The organism is Arthrobacter globiformis, assembly GCF_030818015.1.
Lineage (GTDB): Bacteria > Actinomycetota > Actinomycetes > Actinomycetales > Micrococcaceae > Arthrobacter > Arthrobacter globiformis_C.
Genome location: NZ_JAUSZX010000001.1, coordinates 3,156,448 through 3,173,228, shown reverse-complemented (window position 1 = coordinate 3,173,228; position 16,781 = coordinate 3,156,448). Strand labels below are relative to the sequence as shown.

Here is a 16,781-nt window from a genome sequence, read left to right as displayed (position 1 = left end):
AGCTCACGGGTTCCCCCCGGGCAATCCACGGCGTTGAGGCACAGCGCGAACCAGGCCAATTTTCCGGACCCGGGTTCCGCACGCAAATTTAGTAATAGACGTCGAGAGAAGTGAGTTCCCAAGTGGTGTACGCGATTGTCCGCGCAGGCGGCCGCCAAGAGAAGGTTTCCGTTGGAGACTTCGTTACCCTGAACCGCGTCGCCGGTGGAGCTGGTAGCACCATCGAGCTGCCCGCGCTGCTCCTGGTAGACGGTGACAAGGTCACCTCCGCAGCTGCGGACCTGGCCAAGGTAACTGTGACGGCTGAGATCCTCCAGGACCTCCGTGGTCCGAAGATCGTCATCCAGAAGTTCAAGAACAAGACCGGTTACAAGAAGCGCCAGGGTCACCGTCAGGAACTGACGAAGGTCAAGATCACCGGTATCAAGTAACCACCGGTTACTGAACAGGCTCCCCGCAGTTTTTCCAGAATTAAAGGCAGGCATTCCAAATGGCACACAAAAAAGGCGCGAGCTCCACTCGCAACGGTCGTGACTCCAACGCCCAGTACCTCGGCGTAAAGCGCTTCGGCGGCCAGGTAGTTTCCGCTGGCGAGATCATCGTCCGCCAGCGCGGCACCCACTTCCACCCCGGTGCGGGCGTTGGCCGTGGCGGCGACGACACCCTGTTCGCACTGCAGGCAGGTGCCGTTGAATTCGGCACGCGCCGCGGCCGTCGGGTCGTCAACATCGTTGCTGCTGCAGCTGCAGAGTAACAACAAGTTCTGAACCGGTGGAGCGGGCCATGATGGCTCGCTCCACTGTTCTTTTAACCGCATTACAATCGATTTGGACGTCCAGGACGGCCGGATTCAGCAACAGAGGAGATTCACGTGGCGAGCTTTGTAGACCGGGTAGTACTGCACGTATCCGGCGGTACCGGCGGCCACGGTTGTGTCTCCGTTCACCGTGAAAAGTTCAAGCCGCTCGGCGGGCCCGACGGCGGCAACGGCGGCGACGGGGGCGACGTCATCCTGCGCGTCGACTCGCAGACGACTACGCTGCTCGACTACCACCACGCACCCCACCGGCACGCCACCAACGGCGGCCCCGGCATGGGTGACTGGCGCGGCGGCAAGAACGGCGAGACCCTGGTCCTGCCCGTTCCCGACGGCACCGTCGTCAAGACCAAGGACGGTAAGGTCCTGGCCGACCTCGTGGGCGAGGGCACGGAATTCGTCGCAGCCTCCGGCGGGCAAGGCGGACTTGGAAACGCCGCGCTGTCCTCGCAGAAGCGGCGGGCGCCAGGTTTCGCACTGCTGGGCATCGAGGGTGATGCCAGGGATATCGTCCTGGAGCTGAAGTCGATCGCAGACATTGCCCTGGTGGGTTTCCCCTCCGCCGGCAAGTCCAGCCTGATCGCGGCGATGTCTGCCGCCAGGCCGAAGATCGCCGATTATCCCTTCACCACCCTCATCCCCAACCTCGGCGTCGTGCAGGCGGGCGACGTGCGCTTCACTATCGCCGACGTCCCCGGGCTCATTGAAGGCGCAAGCGAAGGCAAGGGCCTGGGACACAACTTCCTGCGGCACGTCGAGCGGTGCGCCGCTTTGGTTCACGTTTTGGACTGCGGTACGCTGGAATCTGACAGAGATCCACTCTCCGACCTCGCCATCATCGAAGCTGAACTCGAGAAGTACGCCGTTGATATGAGCTATGCCGGCACCGACGGCGAGGTTGTTCCGCTGAATCACAGGCCCCGGTTGGTGGCTTTGAACAAGGTCGACCTGCCGGACGGCAAGGACATGGCCGAGTTCGTCCGCCCGGAGCTGGAGTCGAGGGGCTACCGCGTGTTCGAGGTTTCGGCCACGAGCCACGAAGGCCTCCGCCAGCTTGGCTTCGCCATGGCAGAGATCGTCAAGGCCGCCCGCGACAGCGTGGAGGCCACACCGCCGAAGGTGCACGCACCGGTGCTCCGGCCCCGCGCCGTCAACGAGACCGGTTTCCGGATCCGCCGCGAGGAGAAAAACCTGGAGCCGCTGTTCCGCGTTTTGGGCGAGAAGCCCGTGCGCTGGGTCAAGCAGACGGACTTCACCAACGAGGAAGCCATTGGCTACCTCGCCGACCGCCTCGCCAAGCTCGGCGTCGAAACCGAGCTGTTCAAGCAGGGCGCCAAGCCCGGCGACACCGTGGTGATCGGTGAGGATGACGGCGTGGTGTTCGACTGGGAGCCGACCATGATGGCTGGCGCCGAGCTGCTGGCTTCGCCGCGCGGCACGGACGTCCGCTTCGCAGACATCGGCGACCGCCCCACCCGCGGCCAGAAGCGCGAAGAACAGATCGAACGCCGCGAGGCGAAGGCAGCGGCACGGGCCGAGCTGGAGGCCGAGCGCAAAGCCGGCATCTGGACCGAGTCCGTCAGCGCGCGCCGGGTTGCCCGGCCTCTCAAGGAGAGCGGACTGAACACCGAACATGAGGAGTGAACCCGCACACGTGACCGATACTTCCGCAATTGTCATCGAGGAACCCAGGACCGACGACCGCAGCGTGCTCGCCAGGGCACGCCGCATTGTGGTCAAAGTAGGATCGTCGTCCCTTACCAGCATCAAGGGCGGAATATCGGAGGAGGCGCTCACCGAGCTTTCGGATGTGCTGGCCGCCAAGTGCAACGCGGGAACCGAGATCATCCTTGTTTCCTCCGGTGCCATTTCGGCCGGTCTAGCACCGCTGGGCCTGGCCAAGCGTCCCCGCGACCTCGCCACGCAGCAGGCCGCGGCCAGCGTGGGGCAGGGCCTGCTGATGGCACGGTACACGCACGCCTTCGCCGCCCATGGCGTGACCGTGAGCCAAGTGCTCCTCACGGCAGATGACCTCATGCGGCGCAGCCACCACACCAACGCGTTCCGTGCCCTCAACCGGCTGCTGAACCTCGGCGTGGTGCCCGTCGTGAACGAGAACGACACCGTCGCCACGCATAAGATCCGGTTCGGCGACAACGACCGACTGTCCGCCCTCGTCGCGCACCTGGTGCGGGCCGATGCGCTGGTTCTGCTGTCCGACGTCGACTCCCTCTACGACGGCCCGCCCGCCAAGGGTGCCAAGCGGATTCCGCAGGTGGACGGCCCCGAGGACCTCGACGGCGTCTCCATCGGCAAGACCGGCAAGGCAGGCGTCGGCACCGGCGGCATGCAGACCAAGGTGGAGGCCGCCACGATGGCTGCCGACTCCGGAATCCCCGCCCTCGTCACATCCACCTCCAACGCCGCCGCAGCGCTGGCCGGCGAGGACGTCGGAACCTGGTTCACTGTAAACGGGGGGCGCAAATCTGTCCGGATGATGTGGCTCGCGCATCTGGCCCACGTGCAGGGCCGGCTGTTCCTTGACGCCGGCGCCGTCCGGGCTGTGCGGGACAACCATACCTCGCTGCTGCCCGCCGGCATCACGTCCGTCGAAGGCAACTTCGAAAGCGGCGACGCCGTCGAAATGGTCTCGCCTGAGGGCACCGTCATCGCCCGCGGACTGGTGAACTACTCCGCGGCCGAACTGCCGCAGATGCTCGGACGGTCCACCGTGGAGCTGGGCGAGGCCCTGGGCCGCGGGTTTGACCGTGAAGTTGTTCACGTTGACGACCTGGTTCTGGTCTAGGCGCCGGACTCGCCTAGACTTGAATGATGACTGAGGCACTGATGAACCAAGCAGCTGAGACATCCAACGACGCTACGACGGTCCCCACCCTGCCGGAAGACAGCCAGCCCACAGCGGCTGACGTCGAGTCGGCCGTCTACGCCATCGCCGACCGTTCCCGCCAGGCCGCCCGCAGCATGGGCCGCGCCAACCGGGCATGGAAGGACAAGGCCCTGCGTGCCATCGGGAGCGCGCTGCTCGCAAACAAGGAGCAGATCCTGGCCGCCAACGCCAAGGACGTGGAAGTGGGCCGCGCCAACGGCACGTCCGCCGCCCTGCTGGACCGGCTGACCCTCAACGACACCCGCATTGCCGCCCTTGTCGCTGCCCTGGAGAACCTGGCCGGACTGCCCGATCCCGTGGGCAATGTGGTGCGCGGACAGACCCTGCCCAACGGCCTGCGCCTGCGCCAGGTCAACGTCCCCATGGGCGTGGTGGCAGCCATTTACGAGGCGCGTCCGAACGTGACGGTGGACATCGCCGGCCTGGCGCTCAAGAGCGGCAACGCCGTGATTCTACGCGGCGGTTCTGCGGCCGCCTTCACCAACGAGGCCCTCATCCGCGTGCTCCGCGATGCTCTGGAGTCCGTAGGCTTGCCGGCAGATGCCGTGCAGACAGTGGACCAGTACGGCCGCGAGGGCGCCAATGTGCTGATGCGTGCCCGCGGTCGCGTCGACGTGCTGATTCCCCGGGGCGGCCGTGAACTGATCCAGACCGTCGTCAACAACTCCTCCGTGCCGGTCATCGAGACCGGTGAAGGCAATGTCCACATCTTCATCGACGAGTCGGCCAGTGAAGACATGGCGGTGGAGATCCTCCTCAACGCCAAGACGCAGCGCCCCAGCGTCTGCAACACGGTGGAGACGCTCCTTGTGCACTCCGGCTCCACGGTTCTGCCGGCGGTCGCCGCAGCCCTGAGCAAGGCGGGTGTCCGGCTGCATGCCGATGACCGCGTGCGGGCAGCGCTTCCGGCGTCGGTGGAGTCCCTGCCGGCAACGGAAGACGACTGGGCCACCGAGTACATGGACCTGGACCTGGCCGTGGCCATGGTGGACAGCCTGGACGACGCCGTGAAGCACATCCGGACCTGGTCGACGGGACACACCGAAGCCATCCTGACCAATGACCTGCGAAACGCCGAGCGCTTCATCGCCGAAATCGATTCCGCTGCGGTCATCGTGAACGCGTCCACGCGGTTTACCGACGGCGGCGAGCTGGGCCTGGGGGCCGAGGTCGGCATCTCCACGCAGAAGCTTCACGCCCGCGGCCCGATGGGCCTGACGGAGCTGACAACCACCAAGTGGATTGTCCAGGGCGAGGGCCAAGTCCGCTCCTGACATAGCGGTAACATAGTAAAGAAGTCCGGACCGGCGGGAATTTCCGCCGTCGTCATCCTTTTATTCCTAGGGGAGAAAATGCTGCTCCAGCAGATTGCCGCGTCAGTTGCAGAACACGAAGAGAGGGCACCCTTATGGGCCGAGCCGTGGGTTTTCGGCGTCTCGATGTTTGCCATCTTCGTGGTACTGATGTTCGTCACCCTCTCCTACACCAACCTGGGCAACCGCCACACTCCGGTTGATGAGCACTCTGATCCGCACCGCCAGCACCCCAACAAGCACGACCACGGGCAGGGCCACTAAGATTTCCGCCGCACTGCACCACAAGGATACGCAGCGCCGGCTGCGGCTGGGCGTGATGGGCGGGACCTTCGATCCCATCCATCACGGCCACCTTGTGGCCGCCAGCGAGGTGGCCGCCAAGTTCGGGCTCGATGAAGTCGTGTTCGTACCTACTGGCCAGCCGTGGCAAAAGTCCAGCAAGAAGGTCAGCGAACCCGAGCACCGTTATTTGATGACGGTGATCGCCACGGCGTCGAACCCGCGGTTTACCGTCAGCCGAGTCGATGTGGACCGTCCCGGTCCCACGTACACCATCGACACCCTCCGCGACCTGCGGACGCAGCGGCCTGACGCCGATCTGTTCTTCATCACCGGCGCTGACGCCCTGGCGCAAATCCTGTCGTGGAAGGACATCGACGAGCTGTGGTCGCTGGCCCACTTCGTGGGAGTTACACGGCCAGGCCATGAGCTCGACGGCATGGGCCGAAAGGACGTCAGCCTGCTCGAGGTCCCCGCGATGGCGATCTCGTCAACCGACTGCCGCGCCCGCGTTGCCGCCCATAACCCTGTCTGGTACCTGGTGCCGGACGGAGTGGTGCAGTACATCGCGAAATACGGGCTCTACGCCGCACCGGCCGGGAACAGCAGCTCCGAAACTACCGAGACAAACGATCCAGCCAGCACTGAATGAGTTTGAGATGAGTCAGGAACAGCAACCGATCCGCAGCCGCCGAGAACTGCGCAAGGCCCGGGATGAAGCCCTGGCCAAGAACCGGAACGCCGCCCCTCCGGGTGCCGGCGAGCCAGCCCCTGCCTCGAAACCACCTGCCTCAAAAGGTCCCGCCGCAAACCTGCCTGCTTCGAAACGTCCGGCGGCCCCAGGCCCGGGCAGGTCCGCAGCTGCCCGCCTGGAAAAGACTGACTCTTCGCCTGCCTCCGGAGACAGCAGACAGGAAAATGCCGCTGGACGCGTGCGCCGCGTCGCGCCGGGCCCCGTGGACTCCCCGCCGGCCGGTTCAGCCGCCGAACGCTCGTCCCAAATCCGTGCCCGTGACAGGGCAGCCCTGCGAACCATCAAGGAGCTGGCCGAAAAGGAAGAGCAGCTTTCCGGCGGCGGCCCGCCGACGCGCCGCCAGCTGCGGCTGATGCAGCTCAAGGAGCAGGCGATTACTTCGGCAATGCCCATTGTGCCGCCGGCCGACGGCGGTACCGCCACCGGGAAATCGCCCGCTTCTTCGTCTGGCTCTTCGTCCGCTACGGCCGGCAACGCCGATCCGACCACCGGATCCAAACCGGCAGGTCAACCATCCGGCGCTCCGGGTCCCCGGCCCGCGACGCCGGCGGGGGACGAGCTCCCTGAGGGCATGACGGTGGAGCAGGCCCTTGAGGCGCGTGCCCTCCTCGCCGAACAGGCCAAGAACCAGATCGCCAAGATGGAACACATCGCGGCCACGGACCCTGAAGCCGTGGATCCGGAGATCCTGGCCCAGCAGATTGCCTTGGCCGAACGGGCCGCCGTGCTCAACAAGCGGGCCATGGCCAAGCAGAAGCTTGCTGAACAGAACACGCCCCAGCAGAACGGACCAAACGGTCCCTCCACCGCCAGCAACCTCGCCATGGTGACACCGCTGGAATTTGAACAGGTGCCCGGTGTCGACCGTCCCGTCATGAAGCGGCCGGCCACCTCGCATGTTCCCGTCGTGACAAACCCCGGTCCCCGGGTTCCGGCTCGTGGCAACCGGGCAGCCAAGGCGTCCCGCTCAAGCGCGCCATCCACGGGGAGGTCGCGGGTCATAGCCCGGGCGGAAGCCGCGGCGCGCTCAGCAGCGGCGCCTCCAGCCAGTGCCCGCCAAAATGCCTGGACCGACGAGTCCGGCGAAGACGTTACGGCGCTGCCGCCGGTGTCAGCCAAGTCCGCCTACGGGCTGGAACCCCTGGACGCAGCCACCGCCGGACTCGCCCGGGCCAACCGGTTGAGGCTGATTCAGCTTGGCGTCCTGGCGCTCGGTGCTATCGCCCTCATTGCCGGCGTCATCATGATCATCAGCGGCCTTTCACGCTGACTTCAGCCAATACCACCACCTACGCTTTTCATCACCACAAGGAGTCCCGTGACCGCATCCGAATCGTCCGTCACCGTAGCCCGGCACGCAGCCAGGGCCGCGGCGGACAAGATCGCCCAAAACATCGTTGCCCTTGACGTCAGCGAACGGCTGGCCTTGGCGGATGTTTTCCTCATTGCCTCAGCACCCAGCGAACGCCAGGTCAACGCCATCGTCGACGGCATTGAAGAGGAACTCATCAAGCAGGACCTCCGTCCGGTCCGCCGGGAAGGCCGTTCGGCCGGCCGTTGGGTCCTGCTGGATTACGCCGACGTCGTCATCCACGTTCAGCATGAGGAAGACCGTGTCTTCTATGCCCTGGAGCGCCTCTGGAAGGACTGCCCGATGGTGGACCTGCAGCTGGGAGACGACGCCTCGGCCAAGGCCGCTGCCGCCGCCGAGCAGGAGTAGGCTGCCGGACCGAATATGCCCGATTTGGAATTTTCGGAAACGCTGTTCTAAGATATTTGAGTTGCTTCGGAGGGATCCGGACAGAAGAACGGATGCCGCGGGTCAGGCCCGAGGTCTGAAGCAGCAAGAATATGGGGCTGTGGCGCAGCTGGTAGCGCACCTGCATGGCATGCAGGGGGTCAGGGGTTCGAGTCCCCTCAGCTCCACCGGATGATCCGCCGGAATCGAAAGATTCCGGCGGATTTTTGTTTGCCGGAAAGTTGCGCCGGCCTGGCTTTGACCCCTCGATGAACGTGACGGAAGCCACATGCCGTCGATTCGCATCTTGGCGATTTCTGGACTACGCTGGTCGGGTTGCTTCGGGAAAACGCAAGGATTCCGGAGGGAACAGCTTGGGGCTGTGGCGCAGCTGGTAGCGCACCTGCATGGCATGCAGGGGGTCAGGGGTTCGAGTCCCCTCAGCTCCACCAAGTAGCCGCCGGGTCATGGAATAGACCATGATCCGGCGGCTTTTCCCGTTAAGCCCCGGGCTTCTGGTGCCGCCAATCTTTGACAAATCTTGGATATTCGTTGGGCCCGTCTATCCTGCTATGCCTCTAGAGTGGAGCCATGAAAACGGGAGCGGCACTGGTGCTGTCCGTTGCAGGAATACTCGCAGCGGGCTCTGCGGCACTTGCCGTCAATACACAGGTGCTCAGCGTCTCGCCCACCGGCACCGGAAATGCCAACGTCGTCCTCCTGCCGAATGGCCCCGTGCCACCGGTTCCCACCGCAGGTCCGAAGCCAACGGCACAGGTGACAGGCACGCAGGCCGGTGCGCAGAAGGCGGCCACCCCGGCGAAATCCAGCCCCCCAAAGCCAGGCTCCGCGAAATCCGGTGCGCCGGCATCAACCGCAGCGAAACCGTATCCGGCAAAGTCGGCCCCTGTCGCCGTGCCCGGGACAACCGGCGGTTCCGCGGCCGCGCCATCCTCCGGCCCCGGCGGCGGGACGAGCGGCGGAGTGGTGACCGTTCAGCCCGTCCCCGTTCCGGGCGGAGTGGTCCCCGTTGAGCCGGGGGACGACAAGGGCGGCCTGCGGAAGGCGCCGGAGCCGGGCGATGACAGCGGCGGCCACGGCGCCGACGACTGAACCCGACGGCTGAACACTGACGACTGAACACAGGCATTTAAACATCGGCGTCTGATCCCCGTTCCTGCGGACGCACCCTTCCCTGCGCGAAGTCCTCCTGCGCACGGCCTGCCTGCGCGCGGCTCCAGGAGCGCATCCACGACAGGCGGTTCGGGACGAGGGGAACTGCGAGGGCAATCTTGGACAAGTCTTGGATTTCCCCTGCACCTATCCTCGACAGCGAATTCCTAGTGTGGAGCCATGAAGACAAGAGCAGCCCTCGCACTATCCGTCGCCGGCATTCTCCTCACCGGAGGTGCCGCCTTCGCCACCACCCAGTCGCTGAGCAACAACGGCTCGGGTACCAGTGACGACGCCAGGAGCGTCCTCGTAACGGACGACTCTGCCACCAGAACCCCGGCTCCCGCAGTCAGCTCCTCCACGGCAACCGCGAAGCCCAGTGATGACAAGCAAGCCAACGACAAGAAGGCAGCAGCCGCCAAGAAGGCGTCCAAACCCGCGGAAGCGGGCGACGACAAGGGTGGCCTCCGGACCACCCGTGAGCCGGGCGACGACAACGGCGGAACCGTGGCAGCGCCGGCCGAGAATTTCGTCGGCAGCGGCTCCTTCTCCGTCGAACCGGGTGACGACAAGGGCGGGCGGCGGACAACGCCCGAGCCCGGCGACGACAACGGCGGTCTCCGCTCAGACCAGGCCCCCCGGGTGGCGGAGCCCGGCGACGACCACGGCGGAGACCACAAGGCCACTGAGCCCGGCGACGACAAGGGCGGAGACCACAAGGCCACTGAGCCCGGCGACGACAGCGGCGGCAGCGGCGGCCACGGCAGCGACGACTGAGACAAGGGACAATCAAGCGAAAGCCCCCGGGTCCTCCTGCACCTTGGTGTGCAGGAGGACCCTTCGCGTGCGATGACGGGCGGCAGCCAGGCTGGGACGGCGCCTAGGATGAAGACGTGGAGCGGATGAACGAGCGGGGGGAGCGGCACTGTTGAGCGGTGACACTCCGAGCGGTGAGACTCTGAGCGGCGACACGCTGAACGGTGCAACTGGCAACGGCGACACTGTGAGCGCCAGAGCGACCCGGAACGCCGACGTCGTGGTCATCGGCGCAGGTCAGGCCGGCCTCTCCGCCGCCTTCCACCTGGCCCGCCGCGGGTTCACGCCCGCCCCGGCCGCAGGGCAGCCAGTTGGGGCAGCTACGGCAGCCGGTCCAGGCGGGACCTACGCGGTGCTCGACGCCGAGGACGGGCCGGGCGGAGCCTGGCGGCACCGCTGGAAGAGCCTGCTTATGGCCACGGTCAACGGCATCAGCGACCTTCCCGGAATACCGCAGCCGGACGTCGACCCGGCGGAACCGAGTTCCGCCTTCCTCAGCCGCTATTTTGCCGCCTACGAGCGGCAGATCGGCCTGGCCGTCGAGCGGCCAGTCAAGGTGCTCGCCGTCGAACGCGAAGACGCTGATCCGGCCGGGCGGTTAAGGATCACCACGTCCGACGGCGGTTGGTCGGCGAGGGCAGTCATCAACGCTACGGGAACGTGGACCAGGCCGTTCTGGCCGATCTATCCGGGCCAGTTCACGTTCGGCGGCCGTCAGCTGCACGTGGCCGACTATGTGTCCGCCGAGGAGTTCCGGGGCCTGCACGTCATCGTTGTGGGCGGCGGGATTTCCGCCGTCGGGCTGCTTGACGAAATCTCCAAGGTCACGTCGACGAGCTGGTTCACGCGCCGCGAGCCCGTGTGGCGGGAGGGGTTCGACCGGCAGGCCGGGCACGATGCCGTGGCCCTGGTGGAAGAGCGGGTACGGCAGGGACTGCCGCCGCAAAGCGTTGTGGCCGCCACCGGGCTCATCCGGACTCCGGCCCTCCGGGCTGCAGCCGCGCGCGGCGTGCTCGAACGCCGGCCGATGTTCACCGCGATAGAACCCGGCGGCGTCCGGCTGGCGGACGGCGGGTTCCTCGCGGCGGACGTGATCCTGTGGGCCACCGGCTTCCGGGCCGAGCTGGAGCATCTGGCGCCGCTGCACCTGCGGGGACCAGGCGGCGGGATAGCCATGGAAGGAACGCAGGTGGCGGCGGAACCCCGGGTGCATCTGGTGGGCTACGGCCCGTCGTCGTCCACCATCGGCGCAAACCGCGCCGGCCGGGCCGCGGTGACCGAAATCCTCAAACTCCTGGCGGCCCCCGCAGCCGCAACGGATCCACGGTAGATTTGCACAGGCGGGTTTCCGCCCAACAAGCAAGGAAGAGGCGGCGGCAACACGTGACAGAAAACGGTCTTGGGCAGGTCCTGGGCTTGCTTCGAAGGTACCCGGATGTCGAGGCCGCCAACCTTCAGGCGTGGGACGCCACCGACTCCCTCCTGCTGGACGCCGCCTCGGATCTGCTCACCACGGACAGCACGGTGGCCGTCATCGGGGACAACTACGGGGCGCTCACGCTCGGGCTGCTGGCCGGCGGTGCGGGTCCGGCACCGGCCGAGGTGAGGGTGCACCAGGACCTGGTCACGGGGGAGCGGGCGCTGCGCAACAACGCGGCGGCGCTGGGAGTCGCCGCAGGCTTTGCCCATCTGCCGCTCGGCGCCGAACTGCTGTCCGGCGCGGACCTGGTGCTGCTGCAGCTTCCCAAGACGCTCGCTGAACTCGAAGAGATTTCCGACGCCGTTGCCCGGCACGCGCCCGCAGGCGCTGTCTTGCTTGCCGGCGGCCGGGTCAAGCACATGTCCCTCGGCATGAATGCAGTGCTGGGAAAGTACTTCGGCACGGTCCAGCCGCAGCTGGCCCGGCAAAAATCACGGCTTCTCATTGCCTCGGACCTGTTGCGTGCGGAGGGAATTCCGCCCTACCCCGTGACGGAACACAACGCCGAACTCGATCTCGACATCTGCGCACACGGAGCCGTTTTCGCGGGCACCCGCCTGGACATTGGAACCCGCTTCCTGCTGACGTTCCTGCCGGAGATGCCTGCTGCCGCAAGCGCCGTGGACCTGGGCTGCGGCACCGGGATCCTTGCAGCAATGTACGCCCGACGGAACCCCGACGCCGAGGTCGTCGCCACGGACCGGTCCGCGGCCGCAGTGGCGTCGGCGGAGGCAACTGCCCGGGCCAACGGCCTGGCCGCCAGCATCACGGCCGTCCAGGATGATGCGATGAGCACCCTTCCGGCCGGAAGCGCGGACCTGATCCTCCTGAACCCCCCGTTCCACCTCGGTTCCAGCGTCCACGCCGGGGCGGGGCTGAAGCTGTTCGAGGCAGCCGGCCGGGTGCTGGCGCCCGGAGGCCAGCTCTGGGCGGTATTCAACAGCCACCTGCGCTATTCGCCAGCCCTGGAGCGGCTGGTTGGTCCCACCACGGTGAGGGGCCGGAACCCCAAATTCACGGTGGCCGCCAGCGTCCGGCGAGCCGCCGGATGAGCCCCGCCGGCCATCGTCGAATGAGCCCGCGCCGCCCGGCGCGTGGGCCGTACCCGTTGCCCGGGGCGTAACGTACGATTCAGACATCGATAGTGGCCAACAGCAGATGATAGGGGAATCCTTGACCGAGATCCGCCAGCCCTCGCCGCGGCGCGGAACCAACCTGCCCCGGATGGGCGACTTCAACCTGACTGTCATTCTCGATGCCATCCGCCGTGCCGCCGGAGGACTCAGCCGCGTGGAACTGGCCCAAATCGTAGGCCTGTCCCCGCAAACCATTTCGAACATCTCCCGGCGCCTGCTGGACCAGAACCTCATCGTTGAGGCAGGCAAAGAGGGCAGCGGGCCCGGCAAGCCACGGACCATCCTTCGCCTGAATCCTGCCGGCATGTACGCGGTGGGTGTGCACCTGGACCCTGCGGTGGCAACGTTCGTCGTCCTGGATTTGTTGGGCGCAGTGGTCCAGCATTCGAGCGTGAAAACGCCGGACAGTTCCCGGCCTGAGGCAGTCATTACGGCCATCGCCGCCGAAATCGACAAGCTGATCGAGGCCTCGGGCGTGGACCGCGCCAAGATCGCAGGACTGGGCGTCGCGGCGCCAGGCCCCATCGACCATGACAACGGAAGAGTGGTGGAACCGCCGCTCCTTGATGGCTGGGACAGTGTGCCGCTCCGGGACGCGCTGGCCGAGGCAACGGGCCTGTCCGTGCTAATGGACAAGGACGTCACCAGCGCGGCGGTCGCTGAAACCTGGGCCGGCGGGGCAAGCGGCGCCGGCAGCTTTGTTTTCATGTACATGGGCACCGGCATCGGCTGCGGCATCGTCCTCAATGACGAGGTTGTCCGCGGCACGTCGGGAAACGCTGGCGAGATCGGCCACATCATCGTTGACCCGGACGGAGCCCCCTGTGACTGCGGGCTGCGCGGCTGCGTCAAGTCCACCTGCATTCCGCAGGTCCTCGTCGCGCAGGCCCAGGCGGCAGGCATCCTGGATGAGCCCGGCACCGCCACCAGCGGCTCTGCCGTCCAGGAACGGTTCGCCTTGCTCTGCGCGGCCGCCGACGACGGCAACAGCCAAGCGGCTGCCATCATCGACAAATCAGCTGAACTTGTGGCCCGGGCTGCGTCAGCTGTGGCCAACACCCTGGACGTGGACCGGGTGGTGTTCGGCGGCCCCTTCTGGCCGCTGCTGTCCGGACGCTACCTGGAGAAGATCCCCGGCTTGATCCAGCAAAGCAGCGCCACCGGCAACATCCACGCCGTCGAAGTGGTGGGCACAGGCGTGGGGGAGGACGTGGGAGCGGTGGGTGCTGCCTGCCTGGTCCTTGAGCACACCCTTGCGCCCCGGGCCCAGCGGCTGCTGCTCGAGGGCTAGGTTTCAGTCGATGTCTTCGACGATCGTCCCGTAGGGAATCGTGTCGTCGAGGTGTGCCTGGTGTCCCCGGGGAACAAAGAGCACCCGGACGCCATGCAGCTGGTCCGCTGCCGACTGGAGAAGGACCGGACGGACCATGTCAACGAAGCTCGGGTCCTTGCCAACGAGATATTCCTCGTAGCTGGCTGGTAGCTGGATCATGGCATCAGAATAGACCTGTTCATGCGTCAAAGGGAGGTGCCCGGCAACCTCCCGCCGGGCACCCATTCCGCTGTTGGACGTTGGTGCTGACTAGTAGCCGGGCTGAACAGTTGGGCTGTCGCCGGTAGCCGGGCTGCTGGCAGGTGCAGACTTGTCAGTGGCAACCTCAGCCTTGTCCGTCTTGGCATAGACGTTCTTGCTGACCTGGTAGGCACGCGTGTCCAGCTTGAGGGCCTCCTGGTTGACCTCCTTCAGCTTGGCATCGGTGAGCTGTTCGATCTTGACGAGGTTCAGCGTCTCCTGGTCGGCGCCGCCCACGGCGGTCACCTTCACCAGGCCTGTTCCGGCCGAGTAGAACTTCCGCTGGTGGCCTACCGCAGGCTCCAGCGGGTTGCGTTCGTCAATTACCAGCACGTCGTCATAGCAACCCGTGGCCACGCACACATGGTCGTTCTGCTTGAAGACCTGGCCGCAGTCCAGGAAGTCGACGCTTGGCGCGTGGGCCTGGACATAACTGGGCGTGTTGGTCTGGGGATCTGCCTGCATTGCGATGCCGGCCTGCGCCTCGTCCAGGCTATGGATGAAGGTGGAGGGGGCGCCGGTGAACTTTCCGTTTTCATATTCCTCCGGGTATTCACCGAAGAGCCAGACGGTGCCGCTGTTGGTCTGGGCGAAGAAGGCCAGTTCGGATTCCACGAGTTCACCATCGGCGGTGTCCCGGTCCCACATGACCTGGGTCTTCACGCCGTCGATGACCTTGGTCAGTCCCGTCACCGTGTGCACCACCGTGCGCTTTTTGTCTCCCTCGGCACTCTTGACGTCTCCCGTGGTGGTGTATTGCATGCCAGGCTTGAGCGGGAACCACTTGTTGTCCACGTTGGGGGATGACTGGAACTGGGAGATGTCAAAGTTGATTGCTGAGCCGGGACCGCAGAGCTCGTCGGCGCCTGCCGTCCCGGTTGAACCCGGGGTGGCGGATCCCGAAGCCGCAGACCCGGTTGGAGCAGATCCGGTTGGGGAGGCCGCGGCCGACGTCGCTGTCGGCGCGGCAGAACCGGAGGTCGCCTGTGGAGCGGTATTTTGTTGCGGAGCGCAGGACGTTACGGTGGCCAGTGCCAGGAGGAGCACAAGGGCGGAGCCCGGGGCGGACGGTGATTTGGAAAGGGGAGGTTTGTGAAGCTGGAACATCTCGGTGGCCTTTCGCCGTGGGGATTTCTGGCTTCCAGCAACTCCACCGCGCCGTCAGTGCCGTGCCCGGCCGCAGCAGAACGCTGGCGAACCGCGCCCTGCCAGCGGGCGAATCTCGGTACGGTGCGACGCAGGCCAAGCGACGGGCGCGGATTATGTTCTCTCGGGACGATTCACCGAGAAAGAACCAAAAGGAGCATTCAGCCTCCTCAACTTGAGACCTTGCCGAATCCGATACGACGTGACAAAAGAATGGACTAATTTCTGCGGTTTGAAAAGAGCTACGGCGTGCCGGCTCCCGGCGGCCAATGAAACCCAAAGTCGCATTTGGCGAAGATAATTCTGAACGGGCCATCCAACCGGGCGTAAAGCAGCGTCTTAATTCGGCGTCAACTTGAAGGTGTCCCCGGACGGCTTCTAGAGTTCTATACAAGTTACCAAGGTAACGTGTCAGCGATCCTCCGCTGCGGTGAGCCGCCTGCCGGCCGCCAAGGAGGGTGTGGGTGCCCCCATGTGGGCCTGACATTTGCTCACGGTGGACTTCTTTACAGGCGTAACAGTCGCGGCTGCGCCCTGCCGAAGTCCGTCCCGTGTTCCCCAAACTCAATTCATTGACCGCATGCTGCAGGGCTTCCCGCCACGGCAGCGCAGCCTTCAATGGCCCATAGCCAAGGACGCAAATGTCACCACCAAGCCTTATAGACACACACCCAAATCTCTCCGACACCGCACCGGTGGCGCTCTCCTATGAACTGTTTCCGCCGCGTTCGCCTGCTGCGGCCGGGACCCTGTGGACCACCATCCGGGAATTGGAAGCCACCGATCCCGACTACGTGTCGGTCACATACGGTGCCAGCGGCTCCAACCGGGACACCGCCGTCGAACTCATCAACCGCCTGGTGCTGGAGACCACCCTCCGCCCGCTTGCCCACCTGACGTGTGTTGGCAACACGCCTACGGAGCTCGCGGAAATCATCGGCGAACTGCTCGACGCGGGCGTCCGCGGCATCCTTGCCCTCCGCGGCGACCTGCCGAAGGACAGCGGCGAACCGGTCAGCGGGTCGCTGCGCTACGCCCAGGACCTCATTGAGCTCATCCGCCGGGTGGAGCAGCGGCGCTCGGCCCTGCTGTGCGCCGGAAGGGTTGCTGTTGGCGTGGCGGCCTACCCGACGCGGCATCCGGAATCGCCCAGCGAGGCCCACGACGTCGAGGTGCTGCTCGCCAAGCAGCGCTCAGGTGCCGACTTCGCGATCACCCAGGTGTTCTTCCACACGGACCAGTATGCGGACCTCCTCACCAGGGCTCGCAGGGCCGGCGTCACCATCCCGATCATCCCCGGCGTCATGCCGCTCACCAGCCTGCGAAGGCTCAAGCGCCTCGGCGAGCTGACCGGCGTCGAACCCGCACCGGAGCTCATCGAGCGGCTCGCGGCGGCGGATACCGACGCCGAACGGCTTCATATCGGCGTCAGCGCAACGGTGGACCTGGCCAACGCGGCCCTGGACGCCGGAGCGCCCGGACTCCACCTTTACACGTTCAACGAACACCAGAGCGCGCTGGAGGTGCTGGACAAACTGTCGCTTGCCCGGCCGGCCCGCTCGTCCAGCCGCCTGAATGCGCTCGCCCGACGCCAGCTCGCCAGCTGACAGCACTCCTCCCCGAGACATTCAAAGCTCTTCCCAAC

17 protein-coding genes and 2 tRNA genes are annotated in these 16,781 nt (G+C 65.9%); 17 read left to right on the top strand and 2 right to left on the bottom strand.

All coding sequences use genetic code 11. From position 1 onward, the window contains the following. The first annotated feature begins 122 nt into the window (after window positions 1-122). From rplU to QFZ23_RS14755, 16 genes are all read left to right on the top strand, one after another. A complete protein-coding gene (gene rplU / locus QFZ23_RS14830; protein WP_003803420.1) occupies window positions 123-431 on the top strand; it encodes a 50S ribosomal protein L21 in 309 nt (102 codons plus the stop codon). Between the two features lie 59 nt (window positions 432-490). Then, a complete protein-coding gene (gene rpmA / locus QFZ23_RS14825) occupies window positions 491-754 on the top strand; it encodes a 50S ribosomal protein L27 (protein ID WP_003803426.1) in 264 nt (87 codons plus the stop codon). 117 nt (window positions 755-871) lie between these two features. Then, a complete protein-coding gene (obgE, locus tag QFZ23_RS14820; protein ID WP_306924031.1) occupies window positions 872-2,461 on the top strand; it encodes a GTPase ObgE in 1,590 nt (529 codons plus the stop codon). Then, on the top strand, window positions 2,451-3,623 hold the full coding sequence (proB, locus tag QFZ23_RS14815) for a glutamate 5-kinase (RefSeq protein WP_306924030.1): 1,173 nt from the start codon (window positions 2,451-2,453) through the stop codon (window positions 3,621-3,623). Before obgE ends, proB begins: the two co-directional genes overlap by 11 nt. A gap of 26 nt (window positions 3,624-3,649) precedes the next feature. Next, the gene (locus tag QFZ23_RS14810; RefSeq protein ID WP_306924028.1) at window positions 3,650-4,999 is read left to right on the top strand and encodes a glutamate-5-semialdehyde dehydrogenase; all 1,350 of its coding nucleotides are present in this window, start codon (window positions 3,650-3,652) and stop codon (window positions 4,997-4,999) included. Window positions 5,000-5,077: 78 nt separating this feature from the next. Continuing rightward, the gene (locus tag QFZ23_RS14805; RefSeq protein ID WP_306924027.1) at window positions 5,078-5,302 is read left to right on the top strand and encodes a hypothetical protein; all 225 of its coding nucleotides are present in this window, start codon (window positions 5,078-5,080) and stop codon (window positions 5,300-5,302) included. Further along, window positions 5,241-5,972, top strand: a complete 732-nt coding sequence (gene nadD, locus QFZ23_RS14800; RefSeq protein WP_306924025.1) for a nicotinate-nucleotide adenylyltransferase — start codon at window positions 5,241-5,243, stop codon at window positions 5,970-5,972. Before QFZ23_RS14805 ends, nadD begins: the two co-directional genes overlap by 62 nt. A 7-nt stretch (window positions 5,973-5,979) precedes the next feature. Further along, entirely contained in the window at window positions 5,980-7,344 is a 1,365-nt protein-coding gene (locus QFZ23_RS14795) for a hypothetical protein (RefSeq protein ID WP_373427883.1), read from the top strand. A gap of 48 nt (window positions 7,345-7,392) precedes the next feature. Continuing rightward, complete coding sequence (rsfS, locus tag QFZ23_RS14790; protein ID WP_306924022.1) at window positions 7,393-7,794, top strand: ribosome silencing factor; 402 nt, start codon at window positions 7,393-7,395, stop codon at window positions 7,792-7,794. Window positions 7,795-7,927: 133 nt separating this feature from the next. Then, window positions 7,928-8,000: transfer RNA gene (locus QFZ23_RS14785), tRNA-Ala, on the top strand. Window positions 8,001-8,188: 188 nt separating this feature from the next. Then, a tRNA-Ala gene (locus QFZ23_RS14780) sits at window positions 8,189-8,264 on the top strand. Window positions 8,265-8,403: 139 nt separating this feature from the next. Continuing rightward, on the top strand, window positions 8,404-8,925 hold the full coding sequence (locus tag QFZ23_RS14775; protein ID WP_306924021.1) for a hypothetical protein: 522 nt from the start codon (window positions 8,404-8,406) through the stop codon (window positions 8,923-8,925). Window positions 8,926-9,165: 240 nt separating this feature from the next. Further along, window positions 9,166-9,762 (top strand): hypothetical protein, encoded by a 597-nt coding sequence (locus QFZ23_RS14770; RefSeq protein ID WP_306924019.1) that lies wholly within the window; start codon window positions 9,166-9,168, stop codon window positions 9,760-9,762. A 226-nt stretch (window positions 9,763-9,988) separates the two neighbouring features. Beyond that, complete coding sequence (locus QFZ23_RS14765; protein ID WP_306924017.1) at window positions 9,989-11,131, top strand: NAD(P)-binding domain-containing protein; 1,143 nt, start codon at window positions 9,989-9,991, stop codon at window positions 11,129-11,131. A 53-nt stretch (window positions 11,132-11,184) separates the two neighbouring features. After that, window positions 11,185-12,333, top strand: coding sequence for a class I SAM-dependent methyltransferase (locus tag QFZ23_RS14760; protein ID WP_306924015.1), 1,149 nt, complete (start codon window positions 11,185-11,187; stop codon window positions 12,331-12,333). A 121-nt stretch (window positions 12,334-12,454) separates the two neighbouring features. Further along, window positions 12,455-13,708: an ROK family protein gene (locus tag QFZ23_RS14755; RefSeq protein WP_306924013.1), complete on the top strand. Its 1,254-nt coding sequence runs from the start codon at window positions 12,455-12,457 to the stop codon at window positions 13,706-13,708. A 3-nt stretch (window positions 13,709-13,711) separates the two neighbouring features. Here QFZ23_RS14755 and QFZ23_RS14750 read toward each other — a convergent pair whose 3' ends face one another. Together QFZ23_RS14750 and QFZ23_RS14745 are read right to left on the bottom strand one after the other, a co-directional pair. Continuing rightward, window positions 13,712-13,909 (bottom strand): hypothetical protein, encoded by a 198-nt coding sequence (locus QFZ23_RS14750; protein WP_003800990.1) that lies wholly within the window; start codon window positions 13,907-13,909, stop codon window positions 13,712-13,714. A gap of 90 nt (window positions 13,910-13,999) precedes the next feature. Continuing rightward, entirely contained in the window at window positions 14,000-15,097 is a 1,098-nt protein-coding gene (locus tag QFZ23_RS14745) for a hypothetical protein (RefSeq protein ID WP_306924011.1), read from the bottom strand. Between the two features lie 680 nt (window positions 15,098-15,777). On the opposite strand from QFZ23_RS14745, the gene QFZ23_RS14740 reads away from it, so the two are divergent. Beyond that, the gene (locus QFZ23_RS14740; protein ID WP_306924009.1) at window positions 15,778-16,743 is read left to right on the top strand and encodes a methylenetetrahydrofolate reductase; all 966 of its coding nucleotides are present in this window, start codon (window positions 15,778-15,780) and stop codon (window positions 16,741-16,743) included. Window positions 16,744-16,781: the final 38 nt, after the last annotated feature.

Coding starts and splice junctions, on each gene's coding strand:
- rpmA (WP_003803426.1), top strand. CDS start 491: ATGGCACACAAAAAAGGCGCGAGCTCCACTCGCAACGGTCGTGACTCC.
- QFZ23_RS14750 (WP_003800990.1), bottom strand. CDS start 13,909: ATGATCCAGCTACCAGCCAGCTACGAGGAATATCTCGTTGGCAAGGAC.
- QFZ23_RS14775 (WP_306924021.1), top strand. CDS start 8,404: ATGAAAACGGGAGCGGCACTGGTGCTGTCCGTTGCAGGAATACTCGCA.
- QFZ23_RS14795 (WP_373427883.1), top strand. CDS start 5,980: ATGAGTCAGGAACAGCAACCGATCCGCAGCCGCCGAGAACTGCGCAAG.
- QFZ23_RS14810 (WP_306924028.1), top strand. CDS start 3,650: ATGACTGAGGCACTGATGAACCAAGCAGCTGAGACATCCAACGACGCT.
- proB (WP_306924030.1), top strand. CDS start 2,451: ATGAGGAGTGAACCCGCACACGTGACCGATACTTCCGCAATTGTCATC.
- QFZ23_RS14740 (WP_306924009.1), top strand. CDS start 15,778: ATGTCACCACCAAGCCTTATAGACACACACCCAAATCTCTCCGACACC.
- QFZ23_RS14745 (WP_306924011.1), bottom strand. CDS start 15,097: ATGTTCCAGCTTCACAAACCTCCCCTTTCCAAATCACCGTCCGCCCCG.
- QFZ23_RS14770 (WP_306924019.1), top strand. CDS start 9,166: ATGAAGACAAGAGCAGCCCTCGCACTATCCGTCGCCGGCATTCTCCTC.
- QFZ23_RS14805 (WP_306924027.1), top strand. CDS start 5,078: ATGCTGCTCCAGCAGATTGCCGCGTCAGTTGCAGAACACGAAGAGAGG.
- nadD (WP_306924025.1), top strand. CDS start 5,241: ATGAGCACTCTGATCCGCACCGCCAGCACCCCAACAAGCACGACCACG.